Below are 19,090 nucleotides of genomic sequence, written 5' to 3' on the forward strand. Positions count from 1 at the left end.
CGCGGCGGGGCCTTCACACGATCACTTGCAGCAGTCGGGGGGCGTCCCGGGGACGCTGACGGTGACCTGGATGGGCGCGTGGTCCGTGTCGGAACCGTCCTGCTCGTGCCCCCAGGTGACGAGGAAACCCAGGTCGAACACGCCGTTGGCGCTGTTCTGGCTCGTCGCGTTGAAGTTCACATTGATCGACTGGCCGGCCGGGATGAACCACGGCAGAGCGGGGATCGGGTTGAGCCCGAAGTTGAGGCCGCTCGTGTTGACGTTGATCGAGATGGCCGTGACCCATGCATCCTGGTTCTGATCCGGGTTGTACACGGTCGCCGGAACGCTGTAACCCTTGATGATCGGGGCACAGCTCGCACCGGGCGCCTTACAGGCCGCGCCGGGCGTGATGATGATGGTCTCGCCGGATGCCGCGAATGCGGGCACCGGTGCGGCGATGGCGATCGCCGGAACCGCCCAGGCCATCGCCTTGGTCACGGTGCGACGGCTGATGCCCTCGGACGTGTTTGCATTGTCAACCATGGTTGAACTCCCCAGAATCCCGGTCGCCGGTCGACGTCTGGGCCCAGTTCCCAGGCGCCATGTCCCCAAGACACAGTGCGACTTGATGTGAATGATAGCGTAAGACCGCTCTGCAGGGAACACCCGTCGTCGGCAGGGACTCTGCCTGGGAGGATCAGATGACCGATTCCGAGCGCCGTCCCGGCCTCGCGCAGCAGCTCCGGGCTCTGCTTCTCCTCACCGACACCCGTCCGCGCCGCTGGATCGGCTCGACGGTCGCGGCGTCCGTCGCGCTGGCCCTGCTCGACATGGCGGGCGTCGCGGCGATGATCCCCCTGATGCAGCTGATCACGTCCGGCGCCCCGGAGGGCGCCTTCCTCGAGGCGGTCGCCCGGTTCGTCGGCTCCGAGGAGCTCTCCACCTTGATCCCGCTGCTCGCCGGCTTCGTGGCGCTGGCGTTCATCGTCAAGAGCGCCGGGGCGATGGCGTTCCGGTGGTGGCTGCTCGGCAGGACCTCGCGCATTGCGGCACTGGCCTCGTCCGAGATGATGAGCCGCTACGTCCTCTCCCCCTACACCGCGCACCGCTCACGCTCGCTGAGCGTCGTCTACCGCAACATCAACGACTGCACGAGCCAGGCTGCCAGCGTGCTGGTCGCGGTGGTCAACATCTGCACCGACGCGCTCATGCTCCTGGCGATCATGGCGGTGCTCGCGATCGCCGCGCCGCTGGTCACCGCATTCGCCGTGCTCCTCTTCGGCGGCCTCGTCTTCGGCGCCCAGCGCATCCTCCGCGCCCGCCAGCTGCGCATCGGCGAGGAGCTCGCCGAGTCGAGCCTCCAGGCATGGCAGGCGCTCATGCCGGGCCTCGACGGCTTCCGCGAGACCAGGCTCACCTCGAGCGCGGCCTCCTTCGTGCGGCGCTTCCGCGTCGCGCGCCTGCATGGCGCGCATCTCCGCCGGGAGATGGGTTTCATGTCCGACGTGCCTCGCTATCTGCTGGAGATCGCCTTCATCGTCGCGATCGTCGGCATCGCGCTGATCCTCTTCGCAACGGGCCAGGGAGGGCAGGTCGTGCCGATCCTGGGTCTCTTCGCCACCGCTTCGATGCGGGCACTGCCGACGATGAACCGGGTCAGCGCGAGCCTCGCCACCGCCCGTTCCAGCCAGGCGGGGCTGCGGATCATGGTCGAGACGATCGACCAGCTCACCGCCGAGGGCAGCCACGACGAGAAACCCCGGGGCGGTCCCGGCTACTCCGGGGACATCGTCCTCGACGAGGTCACGTTCGCGTACCCGGATGCCGAGCAGCCGGTGCTGTCGAGCCTGACCCTCACGATCGCGGAGAACCGTACGACGGCGTTCACGGGCGGCAGCGGCGCGGGCAAGACCACCGTGGTCGACCTGGTGCTGGGCCTGCTGCCGCCCACGTCCGGGACGATCCGCAGCGGCGGGCGGGCAATCGATGAGGACCTCGCCTCCTGGTACTCCGGCATCGGCGTCGTGCCCCAGGACGTCTTCCTGCTGAACGCGACGATCACCCAGAACATCGCCTTCGGCGAGGAAGCCGGCTCGATCGACCTCGACCGGGTGCATGAGGCGGCGCGTCAGGCGCAGCTCGCCGACCTGCTGAGCGAGCTTCCCGACGGCCTGGACACCGTGGTCGGCGACCGCGGTGTCCGGCTTTCCGGCGGGCAGCGTCAGCGCGTCGGGCTTGCGCGCGCCCTGTACCGGAGGCCGCGGCTGCTCGTGCTCGACGAGGCGACGAGCGCGCTGGACAACGCGACCGAGCACGAGATCGCCCAGACCCTGCAGGAGCTGCGCGGCCGGATGACGATCGTGATCGTCGCGCACCGGCTCTCGACCATCCGCTCCGTCGACCACCTGGTGCATCTGCGAGACGGCAGGATCGCCGCGGAGGGCACCTTCGAGGAGGTGCGTGCGCAGGACGCGGAGTTCGCGCGCCTGGTCGAGCTCGGCTCGCTGGACTGAGCGAGCGCGGCAGCGCTCTGACCTTCAGCTGCTGCCGGCGCGCCGCGTGACCCTGCGCGCGAGCGCCGAGAGCGAGGATGCCGGGGCGCGACGCAGCCCCCACAGTCCGAGCAGCCCGGCGTAGCGCCAGTCGCGTCGTCGCATCGCATCGATGAGCTCGCCGAGATTGTCTGCGGCCGCGTAGCGGCGGAAGGCTCGCCGATGCCGCGTGAGCAGCCCGGCCATCCCGTCGTCGCCGCGCACGCGCGCCTCCTCGATCCGGTCCGCGAGGACCCGGCGGTTGGCTTCCCGTCCGGCGAGACCGCGGCTGGTGATGTTCGCACCGTGCCTGCGATAGCCGACGAGCTGCCGGTCGATCGAGGCCACCTCGCCGTGCTGCAGCAGCCGCAGGATCAGGTCGTTGTCCTCGGCAGGCTCCATCGCGCTGCGGCATCCGCCGACCGCCAGGTAGGCTTCGCGGCGGATCAGCAGCGTCGTGATCCGAGGCGGCGGAGTCTCGTAGGCGATCAGCTGCGCCGCGGACGCCGGTCGCGCGCCCCATCCAGTGCCGAACGGGACGCCGTCCGCGTCCATGTACCAGCCCCCGGTGCAGGCCGCGACGGCGTCTGGTGCCGCCTCGAGCCCGCGCAGCTGCTCGGCGATGCGCTCGGGATGCCACACGTCGTCGTCGTCGAGGTACGCGATCCAGTCGCCGGTGGCGGCGGCCGCCCCCGTGTTGCGCGCCACGGAGAGTCCCGAGGGCTCCTGCCGGAGGTGGCGGACCCCCAGCCCCGCGGCGACGTCCGCCAGTCCGGGAGCGGGTGAGCCGTCGTCGACGAGGAGTATCTCGTGCACGGGCGAGGTCTGTGCGCGAACCGATGCGACGGCCTCGGCGAGGTAGCGGCCACCCTTGTTCGTCGGGATGATCACCGTGACCGTGGGGTCCGCCATCGCCTGCACCTCCAGCCCTTTCCGCCGCGAGCCTACAGCTAAGCTGAGCCGCATGTCCGCCTCGCATCTCAGCGTGTGCATCGTCACGTACGAGCGCTCAGCGTTCATGATCCGCTGCCTGCGCTCTCTCGCCGAACACGCCGGCGAGGACATCGAGGTGATCGTGGTCGACGCATCGGCGAAGCACGACGGCCCCGCGGCCGCCGAGGCGTTCCCCGGCGTGAAGTACCTGCACCGGCCGGAACTCGCCGGATGGATGACGCGTTCCCGCAACGAGGCGCTGCTGCACGTGCACGGGGAGCTCATCTCGTTCCTCGACGACGACGTCGTCGTCTCCCCCGGCTGGCGGCGCGGGATCGTGGAGGCCTTCGCCACGGATCCCGCCCCCGATGCGGTCGCCGGGCGCACCCGCAACCTCCTCCCCGGTGAGGAGGTCTACGATCTTCCCGTCGGCCGGCTCCGTGACGACGGCACGCTGACGGCCGGATTCGCCTCGCTGCCCGGGGGGATGCTCGACGTCGATCACGGCATCGGCGCGAACATGTCGTTCCGCCGGGAGATCGTGGCACGGCTCGGCGGCTTCCGCGACGACTACCCGGGCACTGCGATGCGCGAGGACACGGACATGTTCCTGCGCGTGAAGCGCCTCGGAGGCCGCACCGTGTTCGCCCCCGACGCCGCCGTCGACCACCTCCCGGCCCCCCACGTGAAGGGCCGGCGCTTCGACACCCGCTACAAGCTGTACGGCCGGCGCAATCACATGGTGCTCCTCGCACGCTATGCGGGACTCGGCTCCCCTCTGCTGCGGCGATGGATTCGCGCGGATCTCCGTGCGGTCCGCGAGGCCGGCGGACTCGGCAGGCGGATGCAGCGATTCGGTGTCTCGATCCTCGGGATCGCCTGGGGCGCCGGCGCCGCACTCCGCCAGGCGCGCCGCGGCCCGCTGCCTGCCGAGCGCTCGGGGGCGCAGGCCGAGAGCATCCGTGCCGCACTGCGGCGCTGACGTTCTCACCGTGCCGGGACGCGCCCTATCATGACTGCGTGCCCGAACCTCTGAGCCTGCCAGCACGCATCTCGCGCCACCTCGCCTGGCGTGCCCGACGTGCGACGACCGTCACCGTCGACCGTTTCCGGCGCGGAGATCGCGTGGTCACGATGACGCCGCCCGTCGGGCTCCGCTTCGGCAACTGGCTCTACCTCTGGCTGCACGCCCACGAGGCCGGCTCGGCGGGCCGGCCGTGGATGGTTCTCGAAGCCCCGGGGATGGAGGAGTGGCTCGACGCCTTCCCCGGACTCCGCGACCTCACCATCGCCAGGGACCAGCTGCGGTTCCACGACCGCAGGGACTGGGGCGAGCACTCCTGGAACCAGCGCTTCGGAGAGGAGTTCAGCCGCGAGGCCCTCGACGCGTTCATCGCCGAGGTCCTCGCCCCGATGATTCCGAGGGACGACACCGGCACCGTCGTCGTCAACGTCCGTCGCGGCGACTATTACGCGCACGAGCATCTCCGGGTCCGCTACGCCTTCGACCAGGCCGGCTACCTCGCCGAGGCGCTCGAGGCCGTAGGACCGGCAGCGCGCATCCGGCTGGTGTCCGACGACCCGGAGTGGTGCGAAGAGCACCTGGGTGCCCTGCTCGGCCGCCATGCGGACGAGGTCGTCTACGAGCCTCGCGGTGCGGTCGGGAACTTCCTCGCGGTGTCGGGGTCCCGCACCCTCATCGGCACCAATTCGACGTTCTCCTACTGGGGCGGATACATCGCCGGCGTTCTGCACCCGGACGCCCGGATCGTGATGCCGCGTTTCCACGCGCGGACGGAGTCCGGGACGGACGCCTACCAGCTCGATCCGTCCTGGACGATCATCGAAGGTCACCACTGAGCGGTCGACGCGGGCCTAGAATTCAGGTGGCTGAGGGGAGCTGGGACATGGGGACGGGCTCGATCGGGATCGTGATCCCGGTGTACAACACCGACGGCGCGTACATCGACGAGTGCATCGCCTCCGCGCTGGCGCAGACTGTCGAGTGCCGCGTCGTCGTGGTCGACGACGGCTCCACCCACCCCGGCACGCTCGAGTCTCTCGCCCGCTGGGCGGCGCAGGGCGTCGAAGTCGTGAGGCACCCGGAGAATCGCGGAACGAGCGTCGCACTCGATTCCGGCGCCGGGGCGCTCGACACCGACTACATCATGCCGGTCGGCAGCGATGACCGCATCCGTCCCTCTCTCTGCGCGGAGGTCGCCGCCGTGCTCGACGACGATCCCGCGGCCGGCGTCGTCTCGACCGACCTGCGCTTCTTCGGCTCCCACGACAGGATCGACCGGCTCCCCCCGACGGACTCGGTCGCGGACATCCTCTTCGGGAACACGATCCCCGGGGCCTCCGCATTCCGGCGCAGCGACTGGATCGCTCTCGGCGGGTTCGCGACCGGCCTCAAGTTCGGGCAGGACTGGGAGTTCTGGGTCCGACTGCTGGCCACCGGACGCACCGCACGCATCGTCCATCAGCCCCTCTACGAATACCGGCGGCACGCCGCGCAGGTGACCGCGCGGATGACGGAGGAGGGCAAGCTCGAGCACAGCCTCGACGTCGTCCGCCGCAACACCGGCATCTGGGGCGATCATGTCGAGGAGATCATGCGTCGCTACTGGACGCTGAAGGACGAGCACACCCGGCAGGCGGCGCGGCTGGAGGTCCTGGAGCGCCGCTACGGAGCGCTCAACCGGATGCTCGGGCGCGGGGCACGGCTCCTGAGGTCGCTGCGGCCGGGACGGAAGCGCGCAGGGTGAGCACTCCTCGCCTGTCCATCGCGACCATCGTGACCGACACCCCGATGGGCGCCCAGGTGTACCAGCGCGAGGTCACCTCGCGTGCGGCCGCCGCCCTCGGAGAGGTGGCGGGCCGGCCGTGGCGGGTCCGCGAACTGGACCTCCGATCGATGCGTTCGCCTCTCCCCGGCAACCGCAGGCTTCCGCTCGGCCGTGTGGCGACCGCTCCGGTCGCCGCCCGTCGCGCGCTCGGACGTCTCCTGTACGGCCGTGACACGGTGTCGCATCGGATGGCTCTCGAGCTGCCGCCCTCCCCTCACGCCGATGTGGCGACTCTGCACGACGTGGTCGCGTGGCGGTTCGCGGACGAATCCGCTCCGGTCGGTGCTGCCGCTGAAGAGCTCCGGCGCAGCGCCGCCGTGATCTGCGTCTCGGCGTTCACCGCATCCGAGGCGGTCGATCTTCTCGGAATCCGCGATCCGCATGTGGTCCCGAACGGCGTGGACCAGCGCTATTTCGACGCGGCGCCGCTGGATGCCGCCGCTCGGCACTCCCTCGGACTCGACGCGTCGTACGTCCTCCACGCCGGCGGCGCCGCACGGCGCAAGAACCTCCCCGCCCTCGCCGAGGCGTGGCCGCGCGTGCACCGCGAGCGCCCGGACCTGGTCCTCGCCCTGGCGGGACCGCCGCATCCCGAGCGCACCGCCCTGTTCGAGGGGATGCCGGGAGTTCGACTTCTCGGCCGCCTTCCGGATGAGCAGATGCCCGGCCTGGTGGCCGCCGCCGCCGTCGTCGTCGTGCCGTCGCTCTATGAGGGCTTCGGCCTTCCCGTCCTCGAGGCGATGGCGGCCGGCGTCACGGTCGTCGCGGCGAACACGAGCAGCCTTCCCGAGGTCGCCGCCGGGCACGCGATCCTCGTGGAGCCGGATGCGTCCGCAATCGCCGCCGGGATCATCGATGCGACGTCGGGCGACGCGGCCGTGGCCGCCCTCCTCCGAGGCGCGCGCGAGCATGCCTCCGCGTTCACCTGGGAGCGGAGCGCGCTCGGGCACGCACGCATCTGGAACTCCTTGCGCTGACCGCCGCGTCCGCACTCATAATGAGCGCATGGAAGCGATGGTCGCCCAGACTCCGCGCGTGGAACGCGAAGACGATCGCGTCCGGGTCGTGTCGGAGGTCAGCGGACGCCGTCCGCTGTGGTTCTCCGTGGAGGGGCGCCATGCCGAGCTGCTCGGGGACCGGGCGGATCATGTCGCCATCGGCCTGCTGATGCCGGCGATGAAGGAGGGGCGCGATCTTCACGTCGGCGGCACGGTGACCGACTCGCTGCTGCACCAGGCCAACGGCGATCTGCAGCTGCTCCTGCGGCTCATCCACCCCGGCCTGCACCCGATCAGGGTGACCGCGGGTGCCGTGGAGGTTCCGGCCGCGCGCGCCGCCGGGGTGGCCTCCGGCTTCTCCGGCGGCGTGGACTCGTTCGCCACGCTCGCCGAGTACCTGTGGGCGGACGACGCGCCGGCGTCGTTGCGCGTGACGCACCTCCTGAACAACAACGTCGGCGCGCACGGTCACGAGGGCGAAGCGCTGTGGCGGGCCAGGCGGGCGCCGCTGGCGGAGGCGGCCGCGGAGTTCGGGCTGCCGTTCGTGACCGTGGACAGCAACCTCGACGAGCACTACCCGCGCATCGGCTTCATCCAGTCGGTGACGATGCGCAACGCCGCTGTGCCCCACCTGCTCGGGGCGGGGATCGGTCATCTGCACCTCGCCTCGGCGATCCCGTTCTCCTTCGTCCGCATCGACTCGTCGGGGGAGATCGCTCGCTTCGATCCCTTCCTGGTCCCGCTGCTCTCCACGTCGGCGGTCACCGTGAGCTCCGCGAACTCCGGGCTCACGCGCGTGCAGAAGACGCTGTCCCTGATCGGCCGCCCGGAGTCCCGCTACCTCGACGTGTGCACCGACGACGATCCGGCACGCACGCGGAACTGCTCCCAGTGCCCCAAGTGCATGCGCGCGATGCTGACGCTCGAGATGGCGGGGCACCTGCAGGACTTCTGTCCGCGGACGTTCTCCCTCGCGCCCTACCTCGAGCGGCGGGACGCCTTCATCGCCAGCGTGCTCGCATCCGACGGGCCTTATCCGCGGGAGATTCGCGACTACGCGAAGCAGATCGGGTGGCACTGGCGCGCCTCCGATCATCGCCGAGCGGCAGCCCTGCGTGCACGCGAGACGGCATCCGGGATGGCGCACAGGGCCGCCTCCCTTCCGGCGCTGCGTCCGCTGCGGAAGGCTCTGGGCCGCTGACCGACACGCGCTCGGGTCGCGCTCGGGAATCCCTGGCTCTGCGACCCGGCTGACTGCGACGGGAGTGCGCGTTCAGCGGCCTCGCAGCGCCTGGAGCACGCCGGAGGGAAAGGGACGCTGCCCGAGCGGCAGCCCGTGCGCCCGCGCGAGCGCCGCCTCGAGCGCGTCGGACATCGCGATCACCCGCGCCCTGTCCGGTGCTTCGACGTCGTCCAGCATCTCGTCCAGCGCTGCCCCCATTTCGCGGAAGCGCGTGCGCCCGGGGGTCACGGCCGCCTCGTAGTCCCGGAACTTGAAGTCGCCGCCGCCGAGGGGAGGGTCGAGCGTCGTCCACACGGCGGGGATGCCGTAGGAGTCGGCCGTGATGAGACCGTGCAGCGACGTCGTCACGACGGCCCGGCTCGCGGCGATCTCGCGCACCGCGGACCGCGCGCGCTGATGCACGTTCACGACGCGCGCCGCCTCGCCGGCGTCGTGCACACGCCGGTCGAGCAGCTCGTGCGGTCGATGATGCCCGTGCGGCACCACCGCGATCCGTCCGTCGCTCCGGGGTCGTGGAAGGTGGCGCGCGACGAGGAGGCCGGGGTCGCCGAACGGGACCTCCTCTCGCAGCCCGATGCGTTCGGCGGTCAGCGGTCCTCGCAGAGCGAGAACCGTCGCCGCCGGCAGCGGACGCGCCCTGTCATGCATGAGCCCGGTGCCCCAGATCGCACCGGTGAAGTCGGGCGGCGCGAACTCGAGCAGGCTGCCGACCCCGATGAGCCGTGCCGCCCGCGGCTCGCGATACTGCGGAGCGAAGCCGTACCTCGGCAGCAGCCACGGGGTGAGGTCGTCGCCGAAGTTCGGGTGTCCGTCCCACCAGAACGCGGGGACGATGGCGCCTCCGTCGCGCATCCGCGGCTCGCGCAGCGCCTCGGCGAAGCGGCGCAGCTGCCGCCCACGCCGCCGCACGCTCCCTTCGTACCTCACCGGCTTCGCCCCCGAGCCTCGTCGCGGACCCGCGCGAAGAGCCGCTCGTAGGCGCTCGCCACCCGGCCCCAGGTGAACTCGGGCACCCGGCGCGAGCCGGCCTCGGCGAACCGGCGTCGGCGCCCTTCATCCTCGATGAGGCTGCGGATGGCCGTGGCCAGTGCGTCGGTGTCCTCCGGGTCGACGAGAAGGCCGTCCTCCCCGTCGCGGACGAAGTCCGAGGCCCCGCCCCGCGAGGTCATGACGAGCGCCGCGCCGCCCCGCCACGCCTCGAGCGCGACGATCCCGAACGACTCCGAGCGACTCGGCACGACGAGCACGGATGCCGCTGCGATGCGACGCGCCACGCCCTCCGCATCCGCGGCGCCGGTCAGCAGCATCCGCTCGCCGAGTCCTGCGGCGTCGATCTGCCGCTGGAGCCGCGCGCGTTCGGGGCCGTCGCCGATGATCTCCAGGCGCACCGACTCGAACCCGGGCTGCGCCATCGCGGTGATGAGGAGATCGAACCCCTTCATCCGGCCCAGTCGGCCGACCGCGACGACCAGCGGGAGGCGCGGACTGCCGGGGTCCTCGACGCCGAGGGAGAGGTCGACTCCGTTGGGCACGATCGTGCCGCCTTCGAGACCGAACCGGCCACGGAGATCGTCGAGGACGTAGGTGCTCGGCGCCGTCACCGCGGCAGCAAGCGCGAGCGATGACCGCAGCCCGCGACGAAGGAGCGCGGAGCGCGCGTACACCCCTCCGTCGTCTCCGAGCGTCTCTCCGTGGGAGCTGACGACGAGGGGTGTCTTGAACCGCCTGTGCAGGGCCAGGGCGTACAGCCCGTTCGGCCCGAAGCACTGCACGGCGAGGATGTCCGGCGCGAACCGGCGGTGGGCTCGCCGCCACGCGCGCCAGGCCCGGGGAATCGCCCAGAGCATTCGCAGCGCTCCCCTCGCCGACTGGGCCGGCAGCGGTGTCGGGAGGTAGCGGACCACTGCCGGGGGCGCCGCATCCGGCCTCATCCCACGGTCGACCGTCCACACCTCCACCTCGTGTCCCGAGGCCGAGAGCTCCGCCGCGACGCGATCGACGTGCGTCTCGACGCCCCCGACGTGCGGCGCGAAGGAGGAGGCGATCAGCGCGACGCGCAGCGGGCCGTCATTCGGTGCCACGTCTACCGCTGGGCTGTCGCTTCGGCTTCGCCGTCTCGATCGCGGCCTCGTCGAACAGCTCCTCGAGAGCTGCGTCCTCATCGAAGTCGTCCCGGCGTGTCGCGGGCTGGGGCTCCGATCGTGGCTGCGGCTTCCGCCCGGTGCGGACCACGCCGCCGCCGGGGCGCGGTGCGGTGCGGACGTTCCGGTGCCGTGAGGCCTTCGCCTCCGGCTCCTCGGCCGCCGTCGGCTCGTGGGGGTGGTATCCGTACCCGTAGTTCGTGGAGCCGCCGGAGAGCGGCGTCCGGTTGAGCACGACGCCGAGGACCCGGCCGGACACCTTCTCCAGCGCGTCCATGGCCTTGTCGACGAGGTCATACGTGCTGCTGCCGACGGTGACGACGACGATCGCGCCGTCCGCCTGGTGGGTGAGGATGGCACCGTCTGTGACGGCCAGCAGCGGGGGCGCGTCGATGATGACGATCGCGTGCTCCGCGAGTTCGGCGAGCAGCGACCGCATCCGGTCGGAGCCGAGCAGCTCGCTGGGGTTGGGCGGAATCGTTCCTGCGCCGAGGACGACGAGCCCGGGAACCCGCTGCGTGCGCTGCAGCACGTCGATGAGCTCGGCACGTCCCGCGAGGACGTCGGTGAGGCCCGCTCCGGGCAGCAGCCCCATGGTCACCGCGACGGTAGGGCGACGCAGGTCGCCGTCGACGAGCGCGACGTGCTCGCCGTTCGCGGCGAGCATCGTGGCGAGATTCGCCGCGACCGTGGACTTGCCCTCGCCGGGGAGGGCGCTGGTGACGACGATGCGACGCGGCGGATGGTCGACGTCCATGAACTGCAGGTTGGTGCGCAGCGCGCGCAGCGACTCCGCCACGGCGAACCCGCCCTTGGTGGAGGTGTCGCTGAGGTCGATGAGACGCTGCGAGGGGTCGTGCTTGCCGACGTTCGGGATGCTCCCCAGCACGGAGACCCCGAGCCGCTGCTCGACATCGTCCCCCGCGCGGACCCGGCGGTCGGAGAGCGCCCGCAGCAGGGCGAAGGCGATGCCGGCGCCGAGGCCCAGCACACCGCCGACGAGCAGCGCCGTCCGCTCGTCGGGGAAGCTCGGCGACGTCGGCAGCGAGGCGGACTCCCCGAGGATGATGCCGACCGGAGCGGAACCGGGCGATCCGTCGCCTTCGAACTCGTCGATGGTCGCCGTCATTCCGCGCACCCACGCGGATGCGAGATCGCGGGCGGCCTCCGGTGTCGAGCCGGTGGCGGTGATCTTCAGGATGGCCGTGTTCTGGGGGTTGACGACGGCGATCTGCCGCACGAGGTTCTCCGGCGCGGTGTCGATCCCGAGTTCGTCGGCGGCGAACTCGGCGACGTTGGTCCAGGTCGCCATGTCGAGGTACGTCTGCACCTTCGCCTTCGCGAAGCTGTCACTGGCGCTCGGCGCGAGAGCGACGCCCTCCTGGTCGGTGATCTGGGTCTTGAGGAATCCGCTGGCGGAGGCCTGGTACACCGGCGTCTGGATGGCTGCCCAGCCGTAGCCTGCGCCGAGGCCGACGAGGACCAGCAGCACGATCCCGATCCCGTGGCGCCGCAGCGCCAGAAGATAGTCGCGGATCTCCATTCATACCCCCAGTGTCTTGACCGATCTTACGCGCGGGCCTCAGGGCCGGCCGTCACGAGCTGATCTCGGGCGCGCTCTCGGCGCCGGGCTGCCCGGGCGGGAAGCGCGCGCGAGCGCCGACTCGCCCGGTGGTGCTTCTCGTTCCAGAATCCCCCGGCATCGCCTGCCGTCACCGCGAGCGCCTGTGCCCCGAGACAGATACCGGCGATGAAGAACGGGATGGAGACCTGCGCCGACACCCAGAACAGGTCGAACTGGGCCTGCACGATTCGGGCCAGCACCAGCCCGAGGGCCAGCATCCCGAATCGCCGGTCGACGCGCCAGAGGACGATGAGGATGCCGAGCCACATCGCGATGAAACCCAGGAGCCCGACGATGCCGGCGGAGGCGATCACCTCCAGCTCGGCCTGCGGCGGCTGGAAGTTCGCCGTCGGGTGCACGTACCAGTAGCGCAGCCCATGCCCGAAGATCGGCGAGTGCTTCCAGAGGGCATACACCTCGCCCATCCACTCGAGCCGCTGATACACCGAGTTGAAGCGGTTCTGCGATTCGATCTGCTCGATGACGCTCTGCACGATGAGCACGACTCCGGGCACGGCGATCGCGGTGATCAGGACCCAGTGCCGGGCGGCGCCCTGACGGACGACGTGGACGAGCAGGGCGACGAGGAAGCCGACCATCGCCTGCCGGGATTGGGTGAGCAGCAGGGCGACGAGGAAGAGCACCAGCGCGCTGCGCGCCCACCGCTTCGGGATCTGCGCCCAATCGGGGTTGACGTAGGCGACGAAGGCGGCGAAGGCGAGCGCCCCGCCCGCGAAGTTCTTGTGCATCGACCACGGCCACTGCGGGTAGACCGCCTCGATCTCGCCGCTGGGGATCATCAGAGCGGCGCCGGTCAGGGTGCCCAGCGCGATCAGCGTCGCGACCGCATACACGAGGATGAGAGCGAAGCGCGCCTTCCCCGCCCGGCCGATGGCCCATCCGCCCAGCAGTGCACCCGAGATCAGGAGCCAGGCGTGGAACCACTCGATGAGATTCTGCGTGAACGGGTTGACGATGACGGTGAACAGCGTCGTGAACTGGTAGATCAGATTGAGTCGCAGCAGGGCCTTCAGCGGCGGGCTGAGGTCGCGATCGCCGAGAAGGACTGCCGATCCGAAAGCCGCGGCGAGCGCCACATCGGATGCCGTCAGGTCGCCGCCGCCGAGACCGACCCGTTCCACGACGAACAAGGCGGGTGTCGCCATCAGCGCGATCGCCATCGGCTTCGAGGAGCTGAGCACGGCGCCGACGAGCAGCGCGCCGATGGCCGCCGCGGTGACGATGCCGTTTGCGACGCCGCGGTCGAGGAGGAGATACCCTCCGGCAGCGACGCCGCCGGCGAAGAGCACCCATCGCCACGCGTCACCCCACAGGTCGCGCAGCCACGACGGCACCGCGGCGCTTCCGCGCGACTGCCTCGTGTTCGTCCCCATGACTGCGCCCCCTCAAGCGTGGTCTCAGTATGACACCGCGGGAGCGGTCAGCCCAGGTTCTCCGGGCGGGAGATCCCCCGCAGCTGCAGGGCCACCTCCGACAGCATCCGCTCGACGACCGCATCGCCGCCGCCGTCGGGCCGCGGCGCGTCCAGGAGGGCCGAGGCGAAGGCGAAGGCGGCAGCGCTGAGTTCGGGATCGTCGACGACGGCCACGGGATCCGCCTCTCCCGGCGGCGCCGTCACGGGGACGCGCACCGAGACGACGGTCGCATCGGACTCCGCCCGCAGCAGGATGCTTCCACCGCCGCGGATCACGAAGGCCGGATCGCTCCTCGGCTCGGGAGCGAGTGCGTTCAGGCAGGTGACCGAGCCGGAGCACAGCACCAGCATCACCGAGCCTTCCGCGGCCGTCTCGGCCCAGATGCTCTTCTCGCCTGCGTCCAGGTGTCTGCGCACCACCACGGCGCGTCTCCAGACGCCGTGCTCTGCACGGGTGTCTGTGGTCCCAGCGACCGGGTACGTCGCCTTCTCCATCATGTTCGTCCTATCGGGTCGACGCCGGAGCGTCATGTCCCCTCAGACAGACATGAACAGTGTACTCCCCGGTCGGGAGACGCCGCCGGGGCATGACGCCGGCGCCGGCCTGTCAGCCGCGTGCGTCGAGGAATCGGCGAGCGGGGCCGGCGCTGTACCCCTGCACGACGGCGTCGGCGAGAACGGTGTCCCTCATGATCAGCGCGTCGATCGCCAGTCGCTCGGCTCGCAGCGCGGAGTCGTCGACCTTCAGGGAGTGGGACAGCAGCCGCAGGCGCGAATCGATGATCCCGCCGATCACCGGCACGAGCGAGTTGCCGGAGACCGCATGCAGGATGTCGCGGAAGTCGAAGACCGACTCGACGAACGCCATCGAGTCAGCGGATGCTGCGAGCTCGTGCTGTCGCTGCAGGAGGGACTCGAGCGACGCGATGTCCGCAGCAGTCGCGCGCTGGGCCGCGAGCTTGATCGCGGCGGCGCTCAGAGCCGACGAGACAGCGAAGAGGTCGGCCGCTTCCGCGTCGGAGACTCCGCGCACGCGCGCGGACGATCGTGCGGTTCCCGGCCAGGCGAGCCCCTCGATGACGAGGCTCTCGATGGCCTCGCTGATCGGGATCCGGCTGATCCCGAACTCGCTCGAGAGCTCCCGCTCGGACAGCGGGTCGCCGGGAGACCGCTGCCCCCGCACGATCTGCGCCCGCAGGCAGGAGAGGACGCGATCCGCCTCGGACTCGAACGGCGCCGGCGTCGGCTCAGCCGCGCCCGCAGGCGCCGCGACGGATGCTCCGGGGAGGAACGACTGCACCGGGGTCGGGAGCTCCCCTGCGTCGAGCGCGTCGATCATGCGTTCGCGGTTGGTCGTCTGGAAGGCGGCGAGGAAGCGGACGAGCGCAGCCGCTGCCTCTTCGGCGTCGCCCGCCTCGATCGCGGCGTAGATGCCTTCGTAGAGCGCGATCGAGCGCTCCTCGTCGGCGGCGGGGAGAACGAGCCGGCGCAGCCTTCCGTCGAGGACGCGGTTCACGTCCTGGAGGGCGACGTTGCGGGAGACGCGGTAGACCTCGCGGCGGAAGTCGAGGCCCGCGTGATGCACAGTCTCACGGTCTCCGCGACGAACGGCGGCGATGCATGCATCCGCCGCCGCACGGAGGGCAGGCAGGTCGCCGGGGACCCGGCGCGTGGCGGCCTGGCTGTTGGCGAGCACGTCGAACGCGGGAAGCAGTTCCGACAGGTCGGCGAACTCCGCGAGGGTGAGGGTGTGCACCACGCTCCCGCCCCTCGGACGGCGGTCGAGCAGGCCCTCTCTCGCGAGCATCTTGAACGCCTGCCGCACCGGAACGCGGCTGACGCCGAACTCCTCGGCGACGGCCCGCTCGACGAGGCGCTGCCCGCTCGGGAGCGTCTCGTCGAGGATGCGGGCCCGCAACTCCGCTGCGACGCGAGCCGCGTCGCCCTCCGCTTCCCGTTGCATGTTCATGCCCTCCCTCCGCTCACATCATTCTCCCACCGTCGTCGATCACTGGCAGGCCATCCTGAAAACTGCTGGCATACCGAGCCGCGACAGGTGCCTCGGCATTCCCCTGTAAGCTTCAGATTAGAGCGCCTTTCCTGGAATACCAGAACGTGATAGTGTGCCTGTCAGTGGCATACCAAGCACCCGACGCTGTCATATGCATCCGATTCTGACGATCTCGATACCTCCCTCCCCCCTCAGATAGGTGAGATCGCCGGGGACGCAAGACCGGCATCGCCGGTTCGTGCGCGGGTACCCCAGACCCGCTGCCACCCTGGATGGAGGCGCGGCGCCCCTCAGCTGCCGGCGCCTCCATCCCCCTCCCGACGCGACTTTCCGGCGCTCGTCCGCGATATTGATCCAGCGTCTCGATCAGTTCCCGACAGGGTTCGATCAGAGTGCGACAACGCCGCCAGACTGACCTCTCCGTTCAGCCAATCTTCAGACAGGCCGCCCTGTGCGGCAGTCCCCACACCGTCCGCTCCCCTGGAGCGGAAGACCACCGGAGAAACATGTCTGAAGAGAACTCCTTCATGCCCAAGGACGGCGTCTCGCGCCGTACCCTCGTCAAGGGTGCGGCCTGGTCGCTGCCCGTCATCGCGGTCGCCGCCGCCACGCCGCTCGCCGCGGCTTCGACCGTCACCTGGAACGGCGCCGTCACCGGCGTCTGCGACAACGACTACGACATCTCGGTCCTCGAGGGCATCGTCGGCGCAGGCCTCGTCGGCACCGTGGAGAGCGCGCTCGCACTCCTCGGCATCACCGCCGGCGCCACCCGCGGTTTCAACATCACCGCGACCCAGGGCGACATCCCCGCGGGCACCCAGTACGTGCTCACCGACCCGAACGCGCTGCTCACCCTCAGCGGCCTCGAGGCTGTCGTCTCGGCGACCGTGGCGGGCATCGCGACGACCGCGGGCGGCTTCATCCTCACGCTGACCAACCCGATCCCGCAGGGTTCGACGGTCTTCATCAACGTCTACGACGCTCTCATCAACGTCGGCGCCCTGAGCAGCTTCACGCTGACCCAGACGACCGCCGACGCGAACGGCGGCGACAACACCGGCTCGACCGGCTCGCTGGCGGCCGCGGCGGTCAACCTCGGCTCGCTCGGCATCCCGCTGGTCTCCGGCTCGCTGGCCGTCCAGACCTGTAACCTCATCTGACGCTAACCTGAGGTTCATGCCTGCGAACCCCGTCGAGTTCATCTCCATGTTCTCGACGGGGTTCGTCGCGTTCGTGCTCCTCTTCTCGGGCGCGACGAAGCTCGGACGAGCCGCCCGCACGCTCGACAGCATGGGTGCACTGGGCGTCCCCGCCTTCGCGCAGCGCCGCTGGATCGCCGCCGCCGTGCCGCTCTGGGAGATCGGGCTCGGTCTCGCCCTCCTCCTCACCTCCGGCTGGCTGCGCGCCGCGTCCGCGGCGCTCGCGCTGGGGACGTTCGCCGTCTTCACGGTCTTCCTCATCGGAGTCCTCCGACGCGGTGAAGAGGTGGACTGCGGATGCTTCGGCCCGCTGTCCGCCGACGATCGCGTCACCGGCTGGACGGTGGCTCGCAACGTGGTGCTGATCATCGCGTCGACGATCGCGGCCGTCACCGCGGCTTCACGTCCTGCGCTGGTCGTCGAACTGTTCACCGCCGAAGCGACGCTGGTGCTGTTCACCGCCCTGGCCTGGACACTCGTCGCGCTCGCCGTCGTGACAGCTGCCCTCGTCCGCCTGCGCCGCCCCTCCGAAGACCCCGCCGCCTCGGCATCCGCCGCTCCGACGATCGCCGCTGGAGTGGGCGATCCGCTCCCCGCAGCGGAGCTCGTGAGCGGCGACGGGGTCACCCTTCCGCTCAACGTCCTGGGCGCCGGCGCGCCGGTGCTCCTCGTGTTCCTGTCCGCCGAGTGCGGCAAGTGCGCCGCCGTCGCCAAGCGCCTGCCCGAGTGGCAGGAGCAGATCGGCTCCTCGGTTCTGCTCCGCGTCGCCACCTCCTCTCGCCCGGACTTCCTCGCGAGCAAGTACCCCGAGGCCGCGCCCTTCGCCTACTACGGCGCCCGCGCCGCCAAGAACGCCCTCGGCATCGAGGGCATCCCCTCCGCCGTGCTCCTCGGAGGCCTGCAGCATCCGTTCGTCGCGTCGCCGGTCGCACACCGCGAAGACGAGATCGACGCCCTGGTCCGCGGCATCGTCGAGGCGCAGGCGCAGGCGAGTGCCGATGCCGCCGGCTGACTCCGGCGCTAACGAACCGGTCGCAGCCGCTTCGGCCGCCCGGTGAGCAGGCCCATCAGCCACTCCACCGGGCCGACGCCGGCGAACCGCCACCAGACCCAGGCGACGAGGACCATCCCCGGCACGATCAGCAGCCACCCGAGCGGCTCGTTGCCCTGCGGGAAGCCGTTCGCGCGCGCCCAGAGCGCGATGAGGCCGACGTGCAGCACATACAGGCTCAGCGCCAGCTGGCCGCAGGCGCGGAAGGGCACGAAGACGCGCTCCCACTCGCCGCGCGCCCGCGCGGTCGCGGCGAACACGACGGCCACGTAGACGGCGAAGACGAGCCCGATGTCATGCAGCGTGTCGAGGTAGTCGCCCGACTTCACCTCCGCATCGGTGAGCTTGTCGATCGCGAAGCTCGCGATGTACGCGAGCGGGGCGATCGCGGCCATGATCCACAGCATCCGATCCCGGGTGAAGCCGTGCCGCAGCAGCAGCGCGCCGAGCAGGAAGAACGGCAGCAGGTTGATCAGCCGGTAGGAGGGTCCGAGCGCCACGGCGTTCGCGAGCTCGATCACGAACCCGGGCTGGGTGAAGATCCAGAGGGCGCCCCGCGCGAGGGCGATCAGCGGCTGGCTGATCAGCAGGATGGCCACGGCCGCGACGATCAGCATCCGTGTGCCCAGCAGGAGCAGGGGGACGCCCACGATCAGCAGGGCCCCGAGCGCCTGCAGCACGATCGCGACCCACGACCCCCAGGTCGACATCCACATGCCGAGAGCGAAGAGGAGGATGCCGCGCCAGGTCTGCTGCAGCCAGGTGCGGGCGAGGCCGTCCCGGCGGTTCCACACCAGCTGCGCGGAGATGCCCATGACCAGGGCGAACAGCGGCGAGGCCACGTCGTTGATGTCCGACTGGACGTACAGGAGCACCTTCGGCATGTTCGGGACGAAGGGACCGGCGTGGGCGATGAGCATCGCGAGGATCGCGACTCCGCGGAGCACATCCGGGATCGGCATCCGTCCGGCGCGGCGGCGGTCGGAACGGCGCGTCGCTGCGGTCGAGGTCAGTTCGTCGGCACTCATCCCGCTCAGCCTAGGGACAGTCACCTCCCGTTGGCAGTACCGTCACCGAAATGCGCCATGATGAG

The 19,090-nt window shown here is 70.7% G+C and carries 17 protein-coding genes; 8 read left to right on the forward strand and 9 right to left on the reverse strand.

Translation table 11 applies throughout. From position 1 onward, the window contains the following. Positions 1 to 21: 21 nt before the first annotated feature. Positions 22 to 525 (reverse strand): hypothetical protein, encoded by a 504-nt coding sequence (locus tag G6G98_RS06835; RefSeq protein ID WP_164233015.1) that lies wholly within the window; start codon positions 523 to 525, stop codon positions 22 to 24. Positions 526 to 683: 158 nt separating this feature from the next. Here G6G98_RS06835 and G6G98_RS06840 point away from each other — a divergent pair, with 158 nt between their 5' ends. Next, positions 684 to 2,495, forward strand: a complete 1,812-nt coding sequence (locus G6G98_RS06840; protein WP_164233013.1) for an ABC transporter ATP-binding protein — start codon at positions 684 to 686, stop codon at positions 2,493 to 2,495. A gap of 24 nt (positions 2,496 to 2,519) precedes the next feature. Here the strand turns inward: G6G98_RS06840 and G6G98_RS06845 are convergent, their stop codons facing one another. Next, positions 2,520 to 3,425 (reverse strand): glycosyltransferase family 2 protein, encoded by a 906-nt coding sequence (locus tag G6G98_RS06845; protein WP_067349447.1) that lies wholly within the window; start codon positions 3,423 to 3,425, stop codon positions 2,520 to 2,522. 52 nt (positions 3,426 to 3,477) lie between these two features. Here G6G98_RS06845 and G6G98_RS06850 point away from each other — a divergent pair, with 52 nt between their 5' ends. The 5 genes from G6G98_RS06850 to G6G98_RS06870 are packed head-to-tail and all read left to right on the forward strand — an operon-like array spanning position 3,478 to position 8,494. Beyond that, complete coding sequence (locus G6G98_RS06850; protein WP_067349444.1) at positions 3,478 to 4,428, forward strand: glycosyltransferase family 2 protein; 951 nt, start codon at positions 3,478 to 3,480, stop codon at positions 4,426 to 4,428. A gap of 38 nt (positions 4,429 to 4,466) precedes the next feature. After that, positions 4,467 to 5,306: an alpha-1,2-fucosyltransferase gene (locus G6G98_RS06855; protein ID WP_164233011.1), complete on the forward strand. Its 840-nt coding sequence runs from the start codon at positions 4,467 to 4,469 to the stop codon at positions 5,304 to 5,306. A gap of 26 nt (positions 5,307 to 5,332) precedes the next feature. Further along, positions 5,333 to 6,214 carry a glycosyltransferase gene (locus G6G98_RS06860; protein WP_164233009.1) on the forward strand — a complete coding sequence of 294 codons (882 nt, stop codon included), beginning with the start codon at positions 5,333 to 5,335 and terminating at the stop codon, positions 6,212 to 6,214. After that, a complete protein-coding gene (locus G6G98_RS06865; protein ID WP_243842026.1) occupies positions 6,211 to 7,272 on the forward strand; it encodes a glycosyltransferase family 4 protein in 1,062 nt (353 codons plus the stop codon). The genes G6G98_RS06860 and G6G98_RS06865 overlap by 4 nt, the downstream gene beginning before the upstream one ends. 58 nt (positions 7,273 to 7,330) lie before the next feature. Next, the gene (locus tag G6G98_RS06870; protein WP_164233007.1) at positions 7,331 to 8,494 is read left to right on the forward strand and encodes a hypothetical protein; all 1,164 of its coding nucleotides are present in this window, start codon (positions 7,331 to 7,333) and stop codon (positions 8,492 to 8,494) included. 72 nt (positions 8,495 to 8,566) lie between these two features. On the opposite strand, the gene G6G98_RS06875 is transcribed toward G6G98_RS06870, so the two are convergent. From G6G98_RS06875 to G6G98_RS06900, 6 genes are all read right to left on the reverse strand, one after another. After that, complete coding sequence (locus tag G6G98_RS06875; RefSeq protein ID WP_164233004.1) at positions 8,567 to 9,445, reverse strand: polysaccharide pyruvyl transferase family protein; 879 nt, start codon at positions 9,443 to 9,445, stop codon at positions 8,567 to 8,569. Positions 9,446 to 9,459: 14 nt separating this feature from the next. Continuing rightward, positions 9,460 to 10,617 carry a glycosyltransferase family 4 protein gene (locus tag G6G98_RS06880; protein WP_164233002.1) on the reverse strand — a complete coding sequence of 386 codons (1,158 nt, stop codon included), beginning with the start codon at positions 10,615 to 10,617 and terminating at the stop codon, positions 9,460 to 9,462. After that, positions 10,604 to 12,220 (reverse strand): polysaccharide biosynthesis tyrosine autokinase, encoded by a 1,617-nt coding sequence (locus tag G6G98_RS06885; protein ID WP_067349425.1) that lies wholly within the window; start codon positions 12,218 to 12,220, stop codon positions 10,604 to 10,606. Before G6G98_RS06885 ends, G6G98_RS06880 begins: the two co-directional genes overlap by 14 nt. 26 nt (positions 12,221 to 12,246) lie before the next feature. Further along, positions 12,247 to 13,695, reverse strand: a complete 1,449-nt coding sequence (locus G6G98_RS06890) for an O-antigen ligase family protein (RefSeq protein WP_164233000.1) — start codon at positions 13,693 to 13,695, stop codon at positions 12,247 to 12,249. Positions 13,696 to 13,742: 47 nt separating this feature from the next. After that, positions 13,743 to 14,234, reverse strand: coding sequence for a hypothetical protein (locus G6G98_RS06895; RefSeq protein ID WP_164232998.1), 492 nt, complete (start codon positions 14,232 to 14,234; stop codon positions 13,743 to 13,745). Positions 14,235 to 14,343: 109 nt separating this feature from the next. Next, a complete protein-coding gene (locus G6G98_RS06900) occupies positions 14,344 to 15,705 on the reverse strand; it encodes a GntR family transcriptional regulator (protein ID WP_067349414.1) in 1,362 nt (453 codons plus the stop codon). Positions 15,706 to 16,253: 548 nt separating this feature from the next. On the opposite strand from G6G98_RS06900, the gene G6G98_RS06905 reads away from it, so the two are divergent. Beyond that, a complete protein-coding gene (locus tag G6G98_RS06905; RefSeq protein ID WP_164232996.1) occupies positions 16,254 to 16,907 on the forward strand; it encodes a hypothetical protein in 654 nt (217 codons plus the stop codon). Positions 16,908 to 16,923: 16 nt separating this feature from the next. Further along, a complete protein-coding gene (locus G6G98_RS06910) occupies positions 16,924 to 17,958 on the forward strand; it encodes a TlpA family protein disulfide reductase (RefSeq protein WP_164232994.1) in 1,035 nt (344 codons plus the stop codon). Between the two features lie 8 nt (positions 17,959 to 17,966). Here the strand turns inward: G6G98_RS06910 and G6G98_RS06915 are convergent, their stop codons facing one another. Further along, a complete protein-coding gene (locus G6G98_RS06915) occupies positions 17,967 to 19,025 on the reverse strand; it encodes an acyltransferase family protein (RefSeq protein WP_164232992.1) in 1,059 nt (352 codons plus the stop codon). Between the last annotated feature and the right edge of the window lie 65 nt (positions 19,026 to 19,090).

Source organism: Microbacterium hydrocarbonoxydans (assembly GCF_011752045.1).
In the GTDB taxonomy this organism is placed as follows: Bacteria; Actinomycetota; Actinomycetes; order Actinomycetales; family Microbacteriaceae; genus Microbacterium.